We start from the raw sequence: 15360 nt of genomic DNA on the forward strand, positions 1-15360 counted from the left end.
CCGAGCCAACCCCGACCGTCAACGCGACCGCCTGATCACCCAGCTCCGCGCCCTCGGCTACCGCGTCACCCTCGACCCCGTGGCATAGATCCGTAGGCCAGCTGCGGTCGATTTACTTCACAGCAGCGGAGCGGCTTCGAGCGGGGTGAGCTCCTCGTCGGTGGCGCTGACGAACATGTGCTGGGCCACGCCCATCGGCAGCACGTACCCGTCGAGGCTGACCGAGCCCTCGACGAGCTGAGCGGTCATCGTGACCCCCGGGCGCACCCCGTGCTCGGCCAGCGCGCGCAGCAGGTCGGCGTTCTCCTGCAACTGCTCGCTGATCCGGCGGATCACCACCGGACGCCCCTCGGCGGTGGCGGTGCCCGAGAGCAGCGTGAGCGAGTCCAGGACCGCGGAGGTCTCGCCGCCCAGCGGCTCGTCGCCGCGCAGCGCCTCGAGCCCGGGGATCGGGTTGCCGAAGGGCGACACCGTGGGGTTGCCCAGCAGCGACAGCAGGCGGCGCTCGACCGCCTCGCTCATCACGTGCTCCCAGCGGCAGGCCTCCTCGTGGACGTCGGCGTAGTCCAGGCCGATGACGTCGACGAGCAGGCACTCGGCGAGCCGGTGCTTCCGCATGACCGCGGTCGCGAGCTGGCGGCCCTCCTCGGAGAGCTGCAGGTGCCGGTCGCCCTCGACGGTGAGCAGGCCGTCGCGCTCCATGCGGGCGACCGTCTGGCTGACCGTGGGGCCGCTCTGGTGCAGGCGCTCGGCGATGCGGGCCCGGAGCGGGACGATGCCCTCTTCCTCCAGCTCGAAGATCGTCCGGAGGTACATCTCGGTGGTGTCGATGAGGTCGTTCACAGCTCTCCTCCGTGTCGGCGGCCAGTCTACGGGGCCGGGCGCGCGGCGCCGGGCTCCCGGCGGGCGGACTCGGCGACCGACCGGCCGGCACGGGACCCGGTAGCGTCCGGGCGGAGCCGCCCGCGCCCGTCCGGGCGCGCCGCAGGGGAGGTGCCATGAGCGACTCGGTCGCCGTCGTCTGGGATGACGCGCTGCTCGGATACACGATGGGTGGCGACCACCCGCTGCACCCCGTCCGGCTCGACCTGACGATGCGCCTGGCCGACGGGCTGGGTCTGCTCGCCTCCGACCGGCTGCAGGTGCTCAAGCCCGAACCCGCCGGCGAGGACCTGCTCACCCTGGTCCACGACCCGGTGTACCTGGAGGCGGTGCGCCGGGCGCCGGCCGACCCCGGCGTCGGCCACGGCCTGGGGACGGCGGACAACCCGATCTTCCCGGAGATGTACGAGGCCGCCGCCCTGATCACCGGGGGCAGCGTGCTCGCCGCCCGCCAGGTGCACACCGGCGCCGCGCAACACGCGGTGAACATCTCCGGCGGGCTGCACCACGCGATGCGCGGCAACGCCTCGGGCTTCTGCGTCTTCAACGACGCGGCCGTCGCCATCGCCTGGCTGCTGGGCCAGGGGTACGAGCGCATCGCCTACGTCGACCTCGACGTCCACCACGGCGACGGCGTCCAGGCCGCCTTCTACGACGACCCCCGCGTGCTCACGGTGAGCATCCACCAGACGCCGCTCACGCTCTTCCCGGGGACCGGCTTCCCGGAGGAGACCGGCGACCCCGACAAGGCCCTGGGCAGCGCGGTGAACCTGGCCCTGCCCAACGGCACCGACGACTCGTCCTGGCTCCGGGCGTTCACCGCCGTCGTCCCCAGCGTGCTGCGGGCCTTCCAGCCGCAGATCATCGTGACCCAGTGCGGCTGCGACGCCCACCACGAGGACCCGCTGGCCGACCTCGCCCTGACCATCGACGGGCAGCGGGCCAGCTACAAGGCCATGCACGAACTGGCCCACGAGATCTGCGACGGGCGCTGGGTCGCTCTCGGCGGGGGCGGGTACGGCCTGGTGCGCTGCGTGCCCCGGGCGTGGACCCACCTGATCGCCGAGGCCGGCGGCGCGAAGCTGGACCCGGCCACCGAGATCCCGGAGTCCTGGCGGGAGGACGTGCTCCGCCGCGGCCTGCGCGCCCGGCCACCGACACACATGACCGAGGGCGGATACACCGGCTTCTCCCGCTGGGACCCCTTCACCGAGTCGCGGGTCGACCGCGCGATCATGCGCACCCGTCGCGCGAGCTTCCCCTACTTCGGCCTGGACCCGGACGACCCCCGTGATTGAGGACCACCCAGCCTCCCACCACCCGCAAGCTCGTGGTGGGACCCTGCTGGGCGGCCGGAGGCTGCTGTGACGACCGAAGAATCCGCCCCTCCCGCGCCGCCGCCGGGCTGGGAGGCCGACATCGTCGCGGCCGACGGCGGCACGGTGCACCTGCGGCCGATCTGCCCCGAGGACGCCGACGGCCTCAACGGCCTCATGGAGCGCAGCAGCGACCAGACCCGCTACTACCGGTTCTTCGGGCCGATGAAGCGGCTCTCCGAGCGCGACCTGCACCGCTTCACCCACGTGGACCACGACTCCCGGGTGGCATTCGTCGTGCTGCTGGGCGACCAGATCGTCGCCGTCGGCCGCTACGACCGCTACCCCGGCACCGACGACGCGGAGGTCGCCTTCCTCGTCGAGGACGCCCACCAGGGGCGGGGGCTGGGCTCGGTGCTGCTCGAGCACCTCGCCGCCGCCGCCCGCGAGCGCGGGATCAAGCGCTTCGTCGCCGAGGTGCTGGCCCAGAACAGCAAGATGGTGCGGATCTTCCGCGACGCCGGTTACAAGGCGGAGCGCTCGTACGAGGACGGCGTCGTCCACCTCACCTTCCCCATCGAGCAGACCGAGGACGCGCTCGCCGTCGCCTACGAGCGCGAGCAGCGCAGCGAGTCCCGGTCGATCGCCCGGCTGCTGACGCCGTCGTCGGTCGCCGTCGTCGGCGCCAGCAACGACGACGGGAAGATCGGCAACGCCGTGCTCCGCCACCTGCTGGACTACGGCTTCGCCGGGCCGGTGTACCCGGTGAACCCGGGGGCCAGGCACGTGCGCGGCGTCCCCGCCTACGCCGACATCGAGTCCATCCCCGACGACCTGGACCTGGCGGTCCTCGCGGTGCCCGCGGACGAGGTCGCCGGCGTCGTGGAGGCCTGCCGTCGCAAGCGGGTCCGCGGGCTGGTCGTCATCTCCGGGGGGTTCGGTGAGTCCGGGCCCCAGGGGCGCGCCGCCGAGCGGGAGCTGGTGGCGTCCGCCCGGGCGTCGGGCATGCGGGTCGTCGGGCCGAACTGCCTGGGCGTCGTCAACACCGACCCCGAGGTGCGGCTCAACGCCAGCCTCGCCCCGATGGTCCCCGGCCGCGGCCGCGTCGGGTTCTTCGCCCAGTCCGGCGCCCTGGGCGTGGCGCTGCTCGAGCGGGCCCGCAGCCTCGGGATCGGCCTGTCGACGTTCGTCTCCGCAGGCAACCGGGCCGACGTGAGCGGCAACGACCTGCTGCAGTACTGGGCCACCGACCCGGGCACCGAGGTCGTGCTGCTGCACCTGGAGAGCTTCGGCAACCCCCGCAAGTTCGCCCGGCTGGCCCGCACCGTCGGGCGCACGAAGCCGGTGGTCGCGGTGAAGAGCGGCCGGCACGTCGGGGTCACCCCCGGCCTGGCCGGCACCTCGGTGGCCGTGCCCGAGCAGTCGGTGGCCGCGCTGTTCGCCTCGGCCGGCGTCATCCGGGTCGAGACCGTCGCGCAGCTGTTCGACGTCGGGATGCTGCTGGCCCACCAGCCCCTGCCGGCGGGGAGCCGGGTCGCGATCGTGGGGAACTCCACCGCGATCGGGGTCCTGGTCGCCGACGCCGTCCTCGAGGAGGGGATGGAGCTGGCGCACGCCGCGCCGGTGGACATCGGCGTCGCCGGCAGCGCGGAGGCGTTCCGGGCGGCGCTGCAGGACGCCGTGGACGACGAGGGCGTCGACGCCGTCGTCGCGGTGTTCCTGCCGCCGCTGATGGCGGGCTCCCAGGAGTTCGGGCCGGCGTTGCGCGAGGTGTCGGTGCGCGCGGGCAAGCCGATCGTGGCGAGCTTCCTGTCGACGGAGGGGATCCCCTCGGAGCTCGCCGTCCTCGACGAGCACGGCATGCCCGCGCGCGGGTCGGTCCCGTCGTACAGCACGCCGGAGCGGGCCGTCATCGCGCTGGCCAAGGTGTGCGAGTACGCCCGCTGGCGGCGCCGGCCCGTCGGCGAGGTGCCGGAGCTCCCCGACGTCGACGAGGCCGCCGCCCAGCGGATCGTCCACGGCGCGCTGGAGGGGGCGCCGGCCGGGCGGGAGCTCACCGACGACGAGCTGATCGGGCTGCTGGCCGCCTACGGCATCCCGCTGCTGGGCACCCGCACGGTCACCGATGCGGAGGCCGCGGTCGCGGCGGCGGAGGAGGTCGGCTACCCGGTCGTGCTCAAGTCGACCGCGCCGTGGCTGCGGCACCGGTCCGACCTCGGTGGCGTGCGGCTGGACCTCCCCGACGCCGAGGCGGTGCGCAGCGCGTTCGCCGCCATCCCGTCCGGCGATCCGGTGATCGTGCAGGAGATGGCCGCTCCCGGCGTGGCCACCGTGGTCGAGATCGTCGACGACCCGTCGTTCGGCGCGCTGGTCAGCTTCGGGCTCGGGGGCGTGGCCACCGATCTGCTCGGCGACCGCGCCTACCGCACCCTGCCGCTGACCGACCTGGACGCCGCCGAGCTGGTGCGCTCGCCGCGGGCCTTCCCGCTGCTGGACGGGTACCGGGGCTCCGAGCCGGTCGACCTCGCCGCGCTGGAGGACCTGCTGCTGCGGGTGGCCCGGCTGGCCGACGACCTGCCGGAGGTGCTGCGGCTCAGGCTGGAGCCGGTGATCGTCGGGCCGGCGAACCCGTGGCACGGCGGCCGCTCGCTGGTGGTCGCCGGCGGCACCGGGGTGGTGGGCCCGCCGACCGCCCGCGTCGACCCGGGTCCCCGCCGCATGCGCTCACCCGTCTGACGTCGGAGGCCGGGCGTCGAGACGGCGCGCGGAGTGGTGGTCAGCGGGGGGCGCGGCTGCTGCACTTCCTGCGACGGGTCCGACGTGCGACCGGAGGTCGGCGATGACCAGGTACGCCTTCGCCTACCGCGTGGGCTTCACGCCGTGGGAGCGGTACGCCACCGCGGCCGCCGCGAGCACCGGGGCCCTGCTGGCCCGGGAGAAGGCCGACCGCCCCACCCCGCCCGGACGGGCGCTGGACCTGGGCTGCGGGCGGGGCCTGTACACGAACGAGCTCGCGCGCCGGGGCTGGGACGCGGTGGGCATCGACGCCGCGCCCCGGGCGGTCCAGGCGGCCCGGCGTGACGCCGTCCCCGGTGCCCGCTTCGTGGTGGGCGACGTGACGGACCTGCCCGGGGCCGACGACACGGGGACGTTCGACCTCTTCCTCGACGTCGGCTGCTTCCAGGGTCTGGGAGCCGCCGGTCGGCAGGCCGAGGGCGCGGGCGTGTCGGCGCTGGCGAACGCCGGCGCGACGCTGCTGGTCCTCGCCTTCGGCCCCACCCGGGTGCGCTCCTCCGTCGGGGGCGTGTCCCCGGCCGAGGTCGAGGCCGCGTTCGTCGGGTGGGACGTGCTGTCGGTCGAGCCGGCGGACACCGCGGGGCTGGGCTGGCCGTTGAACCGCACCTCGCCGCAGTGGTACCGCCTCCGGATGCGGTAGGCAGGGGCTCCGTCGTCCTCCCTCACCGCCCAGCGTCCTCCCTCACCGCGGGCCGTGAGGGAGGACGCTGCATGATCAGGTCCCCTGATCGTGGCGGGCCACCGACGCGACGAGGGCCCGCCACCGGGTGGTGACGGGCCCTCGGGCCGATCGGCCGGTCGCGCCGATCAGGTGGTCGTGCGGATCAGGCGAGGTAGTCGCGCAGGGCGTCGGCGCGCTGCGGGTCGCGCAGCTTGGCCATCGTCTCGCGCTCGATCTGCCGGACCCGCTCGCGGGAGAGACCGAACTGCTTGCCGATCTGCTCCAGGGTGCGGGGCTGCCCGCCGTCCAGGCCGAAGCGCAGGACGACGACGTCGCGCTCGCGGTCCTCCAGCGTGGAGAGGACGTTGCGCACGTCGCCCTTCATCATCTGGAAGGCCACGGCGTCCTCGGCCACGGCCGCGTCGGCGTCCTCGATGAAGTCACCGAGACGGGACTCCTCGTCGGCGCCGACGGTCTGGTCGAGGCTGACCAGGTCGCGGCTGTACTCGAGCAGCTCGGTGATGCGCTCCTCGGGCAGGTCGAGCTCCAGGCCCAGCTCCTCGGCGGTGGGCTCCCGCTCGAGCTCCTGGTGCATGCGCCGGCGGGTGCGGACCACCTTGTTGACCTGCTCGGCCAGGTGGACGGGCAGCCGGATGGTGCGCCCGGAGTCGGCCATCGCGCGGGTGATCGCCTGGCGGATCCACCACGTCGCGTACGTCGAGAACTTGAAGCCCTTGGTGTAGTCGAACTTCTCGACGGCGCGGATCAGGCCGACGTTGCCCTCCTGGATGAGGTCCAGGAACGTCATGCCGTGGCCGGTGTAGCGCTTGGCCACCGAGACGACGAGCCGCAGGTTCGCCTCGAGCAGGTGGGCCTTGGCGGCCTTGCCGTCGGTGGCCAGGATCTTGTAGTCGCGCTTGCGGGCGGGCGTGAGGCCCTCCTGCTCGGCGAGCAGCCGCTCGGCGTAGAGCCCGGCCTCGATCCGCTTGGCCAGCTCCACCTCCTGCTCCGCGGTGAGCAGAGCGGTCTTGCCGATGGTGTTGAGGTAGACGCGCACGAGGTCGGTGGAGACCAGGCCGCTGGTGTCGGGCTCCCGCCGGGGGGCGCGCACGTCCAGGGTGTCGGTGGGGGAGGACTGCAGCAGCGTCACGATGGGTCTTCGTCCTTGCCTTGGTTTCGGATGCACCCGCCGGGCGGCGATGGGCGGCGGTGCTCTCCAGGCGTGGAGCGGGGGCCACGGTCCGGGGTCACCGGCCGGTCCCGCTCTTCTCTGTCCGGTGTGGTACGCCCTGCACAACGGCCACTGAGGGGTCCGGTGTTCCGCGATCCGGTCGTTCACAGCAAACCGACAGGGAGTGTCTTCGGTCACCTGCCGGTACCCGCCGCCGTGGAGTCCCAGACATGTCATTCCCATGACGAAGGCGGTGCGTCAGACCTCCAGCAGCAGGGTCATCGGCCCCTCGTTCACCGACGAGACGCGCATGCTCGCGCCGAAGACCCCCGTGGCCACGGTGGCGCCCCGGCGGCGCAGCTCGGCGACGACCTCCTCGACGAGCGGCTCGGCGAGTTCACCCGGGGCGGCGTCCTGCCACGACGGCCGGCGGCCCTTGCGGGTGTCCGCGTACAGCGTGAACTGGCTGACGACGAGCACCGGCAGCCCCAGGTCGGAGGCCGAGGCGGCGCCATCGGGGCCGGGGAAGATGCGCAGCTCGTGGATCTTGCGGGCCATCGCCCGGGCCCGGGCGGCGTCGTCGTCGCGACCCACTCCGACCAGTGACAGCAGTCCCCGCCCGATCTCGCCGACGACGACGTCGTCCACCGTTACAGCCGCTGCACCGACCCGGCTCACCACTGCGCGCACCGGGGCATCGTCCCCGGTGGCCGGAGTGCCGTGCGAGGGCGGTCAGGTCACAGGCGCCTGCCGGGTCTGCGCACAGCTCCGCCGCAGGTGGCGCGGCCACCCTGCTGCCGGACCGGTCACGAGGACCGGCCCGGACGGAGGAGCGGAACGTGCGGAAGAAACTGATCATCGCGACGACGGCCGGGGTGCTCGCCCTGGGCGGGGGGCTGGCGGCCGCGGTCCCGGCCCTGGCCGACGAGGACTCCTCGACCACCCGGCAGGACCGCATCCGCGACGCCCTCGCGGGGCTGGTGGACGACGGCTCCCTCACCGGGGCGCAGGCCGACGAGGTGGCCGCGACGCTGGCCGGCAGCGGGCTGGGCAGAGGTTCCGACCGGGGCGGTGGCCGGATGGACCTGGCGACGGCGGCGACGGCCCTCGGCCTCACCGAGGACCAGCTCCGGGAGGCGCTGGCCGCGGAGGGCACCTCGATGGCCGACGTCGCCGCGCAGCAGGGCGTCGCCGTGGACACCCTCGTCGACGCGCTCGTGACGGCCGGGCAGGAGCGCCTCGCCCAGGCCGTCGAGGACGGCGACCTCACCCAGGAGGAGGCCGACGAGCGCCTCCCGGAGCTGGAGGAGCGGATCACCGAGCGGGTGGCCGACGACGACCCACGTCCAGGCGGACGCGGGTGGCGCGACCGGGACTGACCCCCGACGCGGGGACGGCGGTGCCGCAGGGGCTCGCGGCACCGCCGTCAGCGGCCGTACCGACCGAGGGGCGGCGTCGGCTCCAGGCAGCCCCACACCACCTTGCGGCCCGCGTGCACGTCCCAGCCGTGCGCCGGGCAGAGCGCGGCGACCAGGTTCAGGCCCATGCCGCCGGCGGCGGGGTCCCGGTCGACGGGCGGGCTGGGTGGCCGGTCGGCCGCGGCGTCGCTCACCTGGAGGAGCCAGCCGCCCGACGTGCCGGTGACCGTCACCCGTACCGGCGGAGCACCGTGCCGCAGCCCGTTCGAGACCAGCTCCTCGAAGACCAGCATCAACCGGTCGAGGTCGTCGTCGCCGGGATCGGTCACGGCGGCCGCATCGGCCACCGCGGTGCGCAGCTGGGCGCGGCCGGCGCTGACCTCGGCCGCCGTCGCCGGCTCGCCGCGCCAGATGGGAGGCGCCCCCGCGTCGGGCGCCGGCGGTGGCTGGTGCGCCCAGAAATTCTCTGTCATCTACCTCTCCCGGGATGCCGGAGGACCGACATGCGAGAGGTCCTCGTCCCCAGGAGAGCTGTGGTGCGCACCCGTCGAGCGACCGGACCCGTGCTGTTAGAGCTCCGTCCACCCCGCGGTACCCACTCGCCGGCGCGGTAAGCGGCGGCACGGTGGCGCTCTGTCGATCCGGAGGCTCCGCGGGGAGCCGGCCGCCCTGAACCTGCCGGTGAGCCGGTCCCTCCGACGTGGAGCGGCCCGGTGCGTGCCCCGCACCGGGCCGCTGCGTGGGGCGCCGTCCGCAGGGGCTGGTCCCAGCGTGCCAGAATCGGGTCGTCCGCGATCCGGTTGTCGACAGCGAGGACTGTCCCGGTCGTGAGGGGAGGCTCTGCGTGACCGGCCAGGGAGTTCCACCGGGACCGGTGCTGCTCGAGCTGGTCGACCGGCTGGCGCACGAGATGCTGGCCCGGTCGGACCCCGACGACGTCCTCGCCCGCGCCGTGGAGCTCGCCGTCGCGAACATCGAGGGAGCGACCAGCGCCAGCATCACGGTGCTGGAGCGCCGGGACGTCTCCACCGCTGCCGCATCGGGAGACCTCGCCCGCGCCGGTGACTCGCTGCAGTACCAGCTGGGCGAGGGCCCCTGCCTGGATGCGGCGGCGGGCGCCGAGGTGGTGCACAGCCAGGACGTCGCCGACGATCCGCGCTGGCCGCGCTGGGGGCCGGCGGCCGCCACCGACCTCGGGGTGCGCAGCATGCTGTCGGTGCAGCTGCGGAGCCGCCGGAGCGCCTGGGGCTCGTTCAACGTCTACGGTCGGCAGCCCGACGCCTTCGACGGCTCCGCGATCGCCCTGGCCGTCAGCTTCGCCGGCCACTCCGCCATCGCCCACGCGCGGGCGTCCGACCGGCGGAACCTCGAGGCGGCGCTCGTCACCCGCAACCTCATCGGCCAGGCCCAGGGCGTGCTGATGGAACGACACAAGATCACCGCCGACCGGGCGTTCGAGGTGCTCGTCGCGACCTCCCAGGCGAGCAACACCAAGCTCGTGGAGATCGCCCGGCGGGTCATCGAGACCGGCGTCAGCCCGCCCGGCGTCGGCCGCTGATCCGGGCCTGACCCTCCGCGGACCTCGACCGGGCTTTCTCCCGGCGGTGAGCATCCCCGGCCGGGTCCGGGTACAGGGGGCCATCGAGCACCGTTGCCGAGCGCCGGAGCGCCGGTGGCGCGAGGTCGAGGAGGACGTCATGGCGGCAGACGAGGACACCGGCGACGCGCGTGGCACCGTCGTCCGGGGTCTGCGGAGCACGGTGGGGCGGGAGAGCACCACGTTCGGCTTCTCGATCCTGGTCACCGTCACCTTCGGGGTGTGCCAGGTGACCCAGGGGTCGCCGGATCTGGCGCGCATCTACCTGTACGCGGCCGGTGCGGTCCTGTCGTTCACGCTGCTCGAGGGCATCCTCTCGAGGGGTTTCCGGCGCCCGATGCCGCAGCACCCCACCCAGACGCTGGCGCTGGGTACGAGCATGAACATGCTGTCCGTGCTGGTCGGGCTGGGCGCCGCGACGCTGGTGAGCGTCTGGTTCTCCCACCTCGCCGTCTGGGCGCTGGCGCCGTTCGTCGCCGGCGTCGGCTACCTGGTGACCGAGAGCCTGGAGGCCGCGCTCGCGGAGCGGATCCTCGTCTCCTCCGGAGATCCTGAGGCGCAGGACGTGTCGGGGTAGGCGCCGGGGCGACGAAGGCAGCGGCGCCCGCGCAGGGGATCAGGCTCCGTCGGAGGTGTAGGGGTGGACCGAGGCCCCGTCCCCCATCTTGTCGGAGCCGATGACCGCGAAGCTGCCGTCGGCCTGGAGGATCACCGCCGCGACGTCTCGCAGCGACCCGAAGCCGTTCTCCCGCGCTGCTGAGTGGAGGTCCGACTCGATCATCCGGTGCCGGCGCATGGCCCGGTCGACCGGCCGCCCGTCGTGGTAGAGCAGCGTGGGGCCGGGATCCAGCAGGCTCTTCAGGGCAGGCCAACGGGCACGGCCTGCCGCGAAGGCCCACTGCAGCGAGACGAGCAGCGCGAACGTCACGAGAGCTTCGACCAGGGACACCTCGGAAGCGGTGAGCACCCGACCGAACGCCGAGCCGAGCGTCACCGTGATGATGAAGTCGAACGGTGTCATCTTCGCCATGTTGCGGGGGCCGGTACCGCGCAGCAGCAGGGCCAGCCAGACGTATCCGACCACGCCGATCAGCACGATGCGCAGGATCGGGTCCCAGCTATCCCAGAGGAACTGGACCTGGTTCACGCGGCGACCTCCGTCGGTGTCGGGGCTGCGGGAAACGGCGGGATCGCGGCCGGAACGCCGCGCTGCCGCAGCCACCGGGCGATCGGCTCCGGCATGGCCACGCGGGCGATCCGGAGCTCCTGCGCAGCAGCGTCCGACCCAGCATCGCCCAGCGGGACGCCCATGGCGCGGTCGCGGGCTGCCGCGCCGACCGCCTCGGGCCGCGCCGTGGTGCTCCCCGGGTGCCGGCGGGGGACGCCCCGCCGTGCCGGTCTGCCGACCTGGCTGCCGGGGCAAGGACGCGCCTCGACGGGACCGCTGCCGCGGCGGCTTGCCGGAGGTCCGGGTCCGGCGAGGTGCGGGCGACCCGTGGGCATCGAGCTCCCGCCCGACGGGGCAGTGGTGGAAGCCCGGGCAGCCCGCCTCAGCCGCCCTGCTCGCGCACCATCTGCCCGAGCGGGTCGTCCCGGGTCGGCTGCACGGATCCCGACAGCGCGCCCTCGGTGTCCGCGCCGGTGGATTCCCCGGCCTCGAGGGCGCGGAGGATCCGCTCGACCAGGTCCGGACCCGAGTCGTCGGGGATGGATACCACCTGACAGCTCACACGCCCCCGGTGGGCTGACCACGGCCCGTCACGGCAGCAGGCTGTCTTCGAGTGTGGTGCGCAGCCAGCGCTCGTACCGGTCCGGTGACCAGCCGCACTGCACCCGGAACATGTGGTGCAGCTCGGGGCTGGTGAGGGCCCACAGGACGGCGGCTGCCTCGTCCACCGGCATCGCGTCCCGCAAGGGGCCGTTCGAAGCGATCCATCCCGCGACGGTCGTCATGGCCTGCCGCCGCTGGCGCAGGTGGAGATCGTCGCGCATGGCCGCGACGTCGGCATCGACCGCGGCAGCGCCGCGCAGCATGTCATCGACCGGAGCGATCCGCTCCAGCTGGCCGAGGATGCCGTGGGCGAAGGCCGCGATCTGCCGACGCTGGTCTGTCTCGGCCCGCATGGCCTGTGGATCCGGTCTGTCCAGCAGCGGGACGTCGGCGTCGTCACCCCCCACGACGGTGTCCAGCGCCGCCTGCAGCAGACCGCGCTTGGAGCCGAAGAGGTGGAACACCGTGTCGACCGACACCTCGGCGCCGCCGGCGACCGCGGCCAGGGTCGTGCCGGCGTAGCCCCGGGTGAGGAACAGGTCGACGGCCGCCGCGACGATCCGGCGTCTGGTGCTCCTCGCCCGCTCGGCGCGCAGCGGGGAGCGGTACGGCCGTCGGTTGACAGGGTCCGCCACGGGGAGCACGCTACCGGTATTCGTCCTAGTGCAACTAGGACCGAAATGACGAGAGGTGCCGCATGAGCACCGGATACGCCATCGCCTACCGGCTGGGCATCACCCCGTGGGAGCGCGCAGGCAGGGAGGCAGCCAGCCAGTTCGCCGCACTGCTGTCCCGGGAGGAGGCCGAGCGGACCCCGCCGTACGGACGCGCCCTCGACCTGGGCTGCGGAACCGGTGCGCACTCCCTGGAACTGGCCCAGCGGGGTTGGGCGGTGACCGGGATCGATGCCGTGGGCGCCGCCGTGCGCCAGGCCCGGGCGCGCGCGGCCGAGCAGGGGGTCGACGTCACGTTCCTGGAGGGCGACGTCACCGCCCTGCGGCGGGCCGACGTGGGCGAGGTCGGCTTCTTCCTCGACGTCGGGTGCTTCCACGGGTTGACGGACAGCCAGCGAGTGGCGGTGGGGGACGGGGTCACCGCCGTCGCCGCCCCCGGCGCGACCCTGCTGATGCTCGCCTTCTGGCCGGGGCGGCGCTCCCTCCTGCCGCGCGGGGCCGGCCGCGGTGACGTCGAGACCGCCTTTCCCGGCTGGACCCTCGCCGACGAGGTGCTCGCCGACGTGACCGGGATGCCCGGCCCGCTCCGGCGGACCGCGCCGCGCTGGTACCGCCTGCGAAGAGCGTGACGGCGGAGCGGTCGCCGTGGCGGTGGGTCATCGCCAGGAGCCCCTCCTACGGCACGATCTCGGTGTGCCGACGCTTCGCATCGCCCAGGACGACGCCGCCGACGAGCTGCTCAGCCGTGACCCGCTCGCGCTGCTGATCGGGATGCTGCTGGACCAGCAGTTCCCGATGGAGCGCGCCTTCGGTGCTCCGCGGCTGCTGGCCGACCGCCTCGGCGTGGAGGCGCTCTCGGCCGAGCAGCTGGCGGCGATGGACCCCGAGGAGCTCGTCCGGGTGTTCCAGGGTCCTCCGGCGCTGCACCGGTACCCCGGCTCGATGGCGGGCCGGGCCCAGGAGGTGTGCCGCGCGCTGGTCGAGCGCTACGACGGCCGGGTCGAGGGGCTGTGGGCGGACGGCTGCGACGGCGCCACCCTGCTGAAGCGGCTCAACGGTCTGCCCGGCTTCGGTGCCCAGAAGTCGAAGATCTTCCTGGCCCTCCTCGGCAAGCAGTACGGCGTGACGCCGCCGGGTTGGCGGGAGGCCGCGGGCGACTACGGGATCGACGGCTCCCGGCGCTCGGTGGCCGACATCACCGGCCCCGAGTCGCTGGCCGAGGTGCGGGCGTTCAAGCAGGAGCAGAAGCAGGCGGCCAAGGCGGCCGCGCAGGGCTGACCGGGTCGCCTGCACCGGGCCCGTCCCAGTGGCACCATGGGGGCGGTCCGGAGAGCCGCAGGGGCGATCCCCCGCGGACACCGGCCAGCGAGGGGAAGGGTGCCCGTGGCCTCGAGCCAGCAGTTCCCGCGTACACGCAAGCCGGAGCCGGTGCTCATCACCGAGGCGGCCCCGAGCCTGGCCGAGCAGCAGGCCCGCCGGAAGCGGCGGTACGCGATCACGATGGCCATCCGTGGCGTCGCGCTCATCCTGGCCGCCGTCTTCTACAAGATCGTCTGGTTGATGGTCATCCTGGCGATCTTGGGCACCGTGCTGCCGTGGATCGCCGTCGTCATGGCCAACGACCGGCCGCCGAAGCCGCGGACCCGCCTCCAGGGCGTCGACGTGCGCCCCGACCGCGTCCTGGAGAACCCCGCCCGCTCCGGGCGGATCATCGAGGGCTGAGCGTCCCGACCGGCGCCTGCACGTGGTGGCGGCCGATCGGCAGCACCGGCGGCCGGCCCGACGTCGGGTCCACCACGACCGGGCTCTCCAACCCGCAGACGGCGCGCACGCAACGCCTCGGTCAGCACGCCGGCGGCGCGCAGGCGCCCGTCGGCCAGGGCGATGAGGTGGTCGGCGTAGCGCGCGGCCATGTCCAGGTTCTGCAGCACCATGACGACGGTCGTGGCGCGGGCCCGGTCGAGGTCGGTCAGCGGGGGACGACGAAGCCGATCGGGCCACCCCCTCATCCGAGGCCGGCGGCGAGCTCGTCCCCCGGGGCCACGGAGTTCAGGCTGCGGTGGAGAGCAGGCCCACGGCGAGGAACGGCAGCACCGTGCCGATGGCCGGGGCGATCGGCCCAGGTGAGGCTTGCCCAAACCTGGGCGACGCCCCCACGCGCCGAGGTCGCGATCCGGTGACGCGGCCGGGGTCAGCGTGCGCCGGCGCGGCGGACCACCTCGGCCGCGCGGGCCAGCCCGGCATCGAGCGCCTCGCCGGGGGTGGGCCGCGGCCCACCCAGCCACGCGGCGAGCAGCCCGGCGGCGAACGCGTCGCCGGCGCCGGTGGTGTCGACGACGTCCGTGGGATGGGCGGGCCGGTGCACGAGCTCGTCGCCCGCCGCCCACAGGGCGCCGTCGGCGCCGAGCGTGACGACGGCGATCGCGTGCCGGGTGGCCAGCGCCCGCGCCGCCGCGGTGACGTCCGCGCAGCCGGTGAGCAGCCGCGCCTCCTCCGCGTTGGGGAGCACGAGCGTCGCGACCGCGGTGTCCGCGAGCCACCGGTCCACGCCGTAGGCGCGCAGCGGGCCGGTCGAGGCCGGGTCCACCGAGACGCTGCACCCGGCAGCCGCCGCCGTGCGCAGCGCGGCCAGCCCGGCGTCCCGGGGGCCGGGGTCCAGCAGGGTGTAGCCCGACAGGTGCAGGTGGCCGCCCGGCGGGGGAGCCGGGACGTCGGCCGGGCGCAGCGCGAGGTTGGCGCCGCGGTCGGCCAGCATGCTGCGCTGCCCGTCGGGCTCCACCAGGCTGACGATCGTCCCGGTCGCCGCGCCGGGCACGGTGCGCAGCCGCAGCTCCACGCCGCCCGACGTCAGCTCGGCGGACAGGCCGGCGCCGGCTGCGTCGTCCCCGATGCAGCCGGCCAGCAGCACCGGCGTCCCGAGGCGGGCTAGGTGCGCCGCCACGTTGGCGCCCGCGCCACCGCCACGGCTGACGATCCGCGCGGGCCGGTCCGACCCCGGCGCCGGCTCCCCGGCGAGGACGGCGACGACGTCGGTGGCCACGTCGCCGACCACGACGACCCGGGGCTGCACGGTC

17 protein-coding genes are annotated in these 15360 nt (G+C 74.4%); 9 read left to right on the forward strand and 8 right to left on the reverse strand.

The annotated features are described in order from the left end of the window. Positions 1-117: 117 nt before the first annotated feature. The gene (locus tag ACI79P_RS07485; protein ID WP_456580406.1) at positions 118-843 is read right to left on the reverse strand and encodes a metal-dependent transcriptional regulator; all 726 of its coding nucleotides are present in this window, start codon (positions 841-843) and stop codon (positions 118-120) included. 155 nt (positions 844-998) lie between these two features. Between ACI79P_RS07485 and ACI79P_RS07490 the strand changes: the two genes are divergently transcribed. From ACI79P_RS07490 to ACI79P_RS07500, 3 genes are all read left to right on the forward strand, one after another. After that, positions 999-2180: an acetoin utilization protein AcuC gene (locus ACI79P_RS07490; RefSeq protein WP_456580407.1), complete on the forward strand. Its 1182-nt coding sequence runs from the start codon at positions 999-1001 to the stop codon at positions 2178-2180. 66 nt (positions 2181-2246) lie between these two features. Continuing rightward, the gene (locus ACI79P_RS07495; protein WP_456580408.1) at positions 2247-4934 is read left to right on the forward strand and encodes a bifunctional acetate--CoA ligase family protein/GNAT family N-acetyltransferase; all 2688 of its coding nucleotides are present in this window, start codon (positions 2247-2249) and stop codon (positions 4932-4934) included. A 103-nt stretch (positions 4935-5037) separates the two neighbouring features. Next, a complete protein-coding gene (locus ACI79P_RS07500; RefSeq protein WP_456580409.1) occupies positions 5038-5634 on the forward strand; it encodes a class I SAM-dependent methyltransferase in 597 nt (198 codons plus the stop codon). Positions 5635-5818: 184 nt separating this feature from the next. Here ACI79P_RS07500 and sigB read toward each other — a convergent pair whose 3' ends face one another. Both sigB and dtd read right to left on the reverse strand, forming a co-directional pair. Beyond that, on the reverse strand, positions 5819-6805 hold the full coding sequence (sigB, locus tag ACI79P_RS07505) for an RNA polymerase sigma factor SigB (protein WP_456580410.1): 987 nt from the start codon (positions 6803-6805) through the stop codon (positions 5819-5821). A gap of 279 nt (positions 6806-7084) precedes the next feature. Next, a complete protein-coding gene (gene dtd, locus ACI79P_RS07510) occupies positions 7085-7516 on the reverse strand; it encodes a D-aminoacyl-tRNA deacylase (RefSeq protein ID WP_456580411.1) in 432 nt (143 codons plus the stop codon). A 149-nt stretch (positions 7517-7665) separates the two neighbouring features. Between dtd and ACI79P_RS07515 the strand changes: the two genes are divergently transcribed. Beyond that, a complete protein-coding gene (locus ACI79P_RS07515; protein WP_456580412.1) occupies positions 7666-8205 on the forward strand; it encodes a hypothetical protein in 540 nt (179 codons plus the stop codon). Between the two features lie 47 nt (positions 8206-8252). Here ACI79P_RS07515 and ACI79P_RS07520 read toward each other — a convergent pair whose 3' ends face one another. After that, positions 8253-8717 carry an ATP-binding protein gene (locus ACI79P_RS07520; RefSeq protein ID WP_456580413.1) on the reverse strand — a complete coding sequence of 155 codons (465 nt, stop codon included), beginning with the start codon at positions 8715-8717 and terminating at the stop codon, positions 8253-8255. A 371-nt stretch (positions 8718-9088) separates the two neighbouring features. On the opposite strand from ACI79P_RS07520, the gene ACI79P_RS07525 reads away from it, so the two are divergent. Together ACI79P_RS07525 and ACI79P_RS07530 are read left to right on the forward strand one after the other, a co-directional pair. Then, the gene (locus tag ACI79P_RS07525; protein WP_456580414.1) at positions 9089-9802 is read left to right on the forward strand and encodes a GAF and ANTAR domain-containing protein; all 714 of its coding nucleotides are present in this window, start codon (positions 9089-9091) and stop codon (positions 9800-9802) included. A 139-nt stretch (positions 9803-9941) separates the two neighbouring features. Further along, entirely contained in the window at positions 9942-10418 is a 477-nt protein-coding gene (locus ACI79P_RS07530) for a hypothetical protein (protein WP_456580415.1), read from the forward strand. A 39-nt stretch (positions 10419-10457) separates the two neighbouring features. Here ACI79P_RS07530 and ACI79P_RS07535 read toward each other — a convergent pair whose 3' ends face one another. From ACI79P_RS07535 to ACI79P_RS07545, 3 genes are all read right to left on the reverse strand, one after another. Next, positions 10458-10988, reverse strand: coding sequence for a DUF421 domain-containing protein (locus tag ACI79P_RS07535; RefSeq protein ID WP_456580416.1), 531 nt, complete (start codon positions 10986-10988; stop codon positions 10458-10460). Positions 10989-11391: 403 nt separating this feature from the next. After that, positions 11392-11559: a hypothetical protein gene (locus tag ACI79P_RS07540; RefSeq protein ID WP_456580417.1), complete on the reverse strand. Its 168-nt coding sequence runs from the start codon at positions 11557-11559 to the stop codon at positions 11392-11394. 40 nt (positions 11560-11599) lie between these two features. After that, positions 11600-12247 (reverse strand): TetR/AcrR family transcriptional regulator, encoded by a 648-nt coding sequence (locus ACI79P_RS07545; protein ID WP_456580418.1) that lies wholly within the window; start codon positions 12245-12247, stop codon positions 11600-11602. Positions 12248-12309: 62 nt separating this feature from the next. On the opposite strand from ACI79P_RS07545, the gene ACI79P_RS07550 reads away from it, so the two are divergent. The 3 genes from ACI79P_RS07550 (at position 12310) to ACI79P_RS07560 (ending at position 14008) form a co-directional block, all read left to right on the forward strand. Further along, positions 12310-12915 carry a class I SAM-dependent methyltransferase gene (locus ACI79P_RS07550; protein WP_456580419.1) on the forward strand — a complete coding sequence of 202 codons (606 nt, stop codon included), beginning with the start codon at positions 12310-12312 and terminating at the stop codon, positions 12913-12915. A gap of 64 nt (positions 12916-12979) precedes the next feature. Continuing rightward, a complete protein-coding gene (locus ACI79P_RS07555; RefSeq protein ID WP_456580420.1) occupies positions 12980-13564 on the forward strand; it encodes an HhH-GPD-type base excision DNA repair protein in 585 nt (194 codons plus the stop codon). 105 nt (positions 13565-13669) lie between these two features. After that, on the forward strand, positions 13670-14008 hold the full coding sequence (locus tag ACI79P_RS07560; protein WP_456580421.1) for a DUF3099 domain-containing protein: 339 nt from the start codon (positions 13670-13672) through the stop codon (positions 14006-14008). A gap of 469 nt (positions 14009-14477) precedes the next feature. Here ACI79P_RS07560 and ACI79P_RS07565 read toward each other — a convergent pair whose 3' ends face one another. After that, positions 14478-15356, reverse strand: coding sequence for a carbohydrate kinase family protein (locus ACI79P_RS07565; protein WP_456580422.1), 879 nt, complete (start codon positions 15354-15356; stop codon positions 14478-14480). Positions 15357-15360 lie beyond the last annotated feature (4 nt).

The organism is Blastococcus sp. SYSU DS0510, assembly GCF_054050835.1.

Excerpts from the sequence above, each read along its gene's own strand:
- ACI79P_RS07490 (WP_456580407.1), top strand. The coding sequence starts at position 999 with ATGAGCGACTCGGTCGCCGTCGTCTGGGATGACGCGCTGCTCGGATAC.
- ACI79P_RS07500 (WP_456580409.1), top strand. The coding sequence starts at position 5,038 with ATGACCAGGTACGCCTTCGCCTACCGCGTGGGCTTCACGCCGTGGGAG.
- ACI79P_RS07520 (WP_456580413.1), bottom strand. The coding sequence starts at position 8,717 with ATGACAGAGAATTTCTGGGCGCACCAGCCACCGCCGGCGCCCGACGCG.
- ACI79P_RS07530 (WP_456580415.1), top strand. The coding sequence starts at position 9,942 with ATGGCGGCAGACGAGGACACCGGCGACGCGCGTGGCACCGTCGTCCGG.
- ACI79P_RS07550 (WP_456580419.1), top strand. The coding sequence starts at position 12,310 with ATGAGCACCGGATACGCCATCGCCTACCGGCTGGGCATCACCCCGTGG.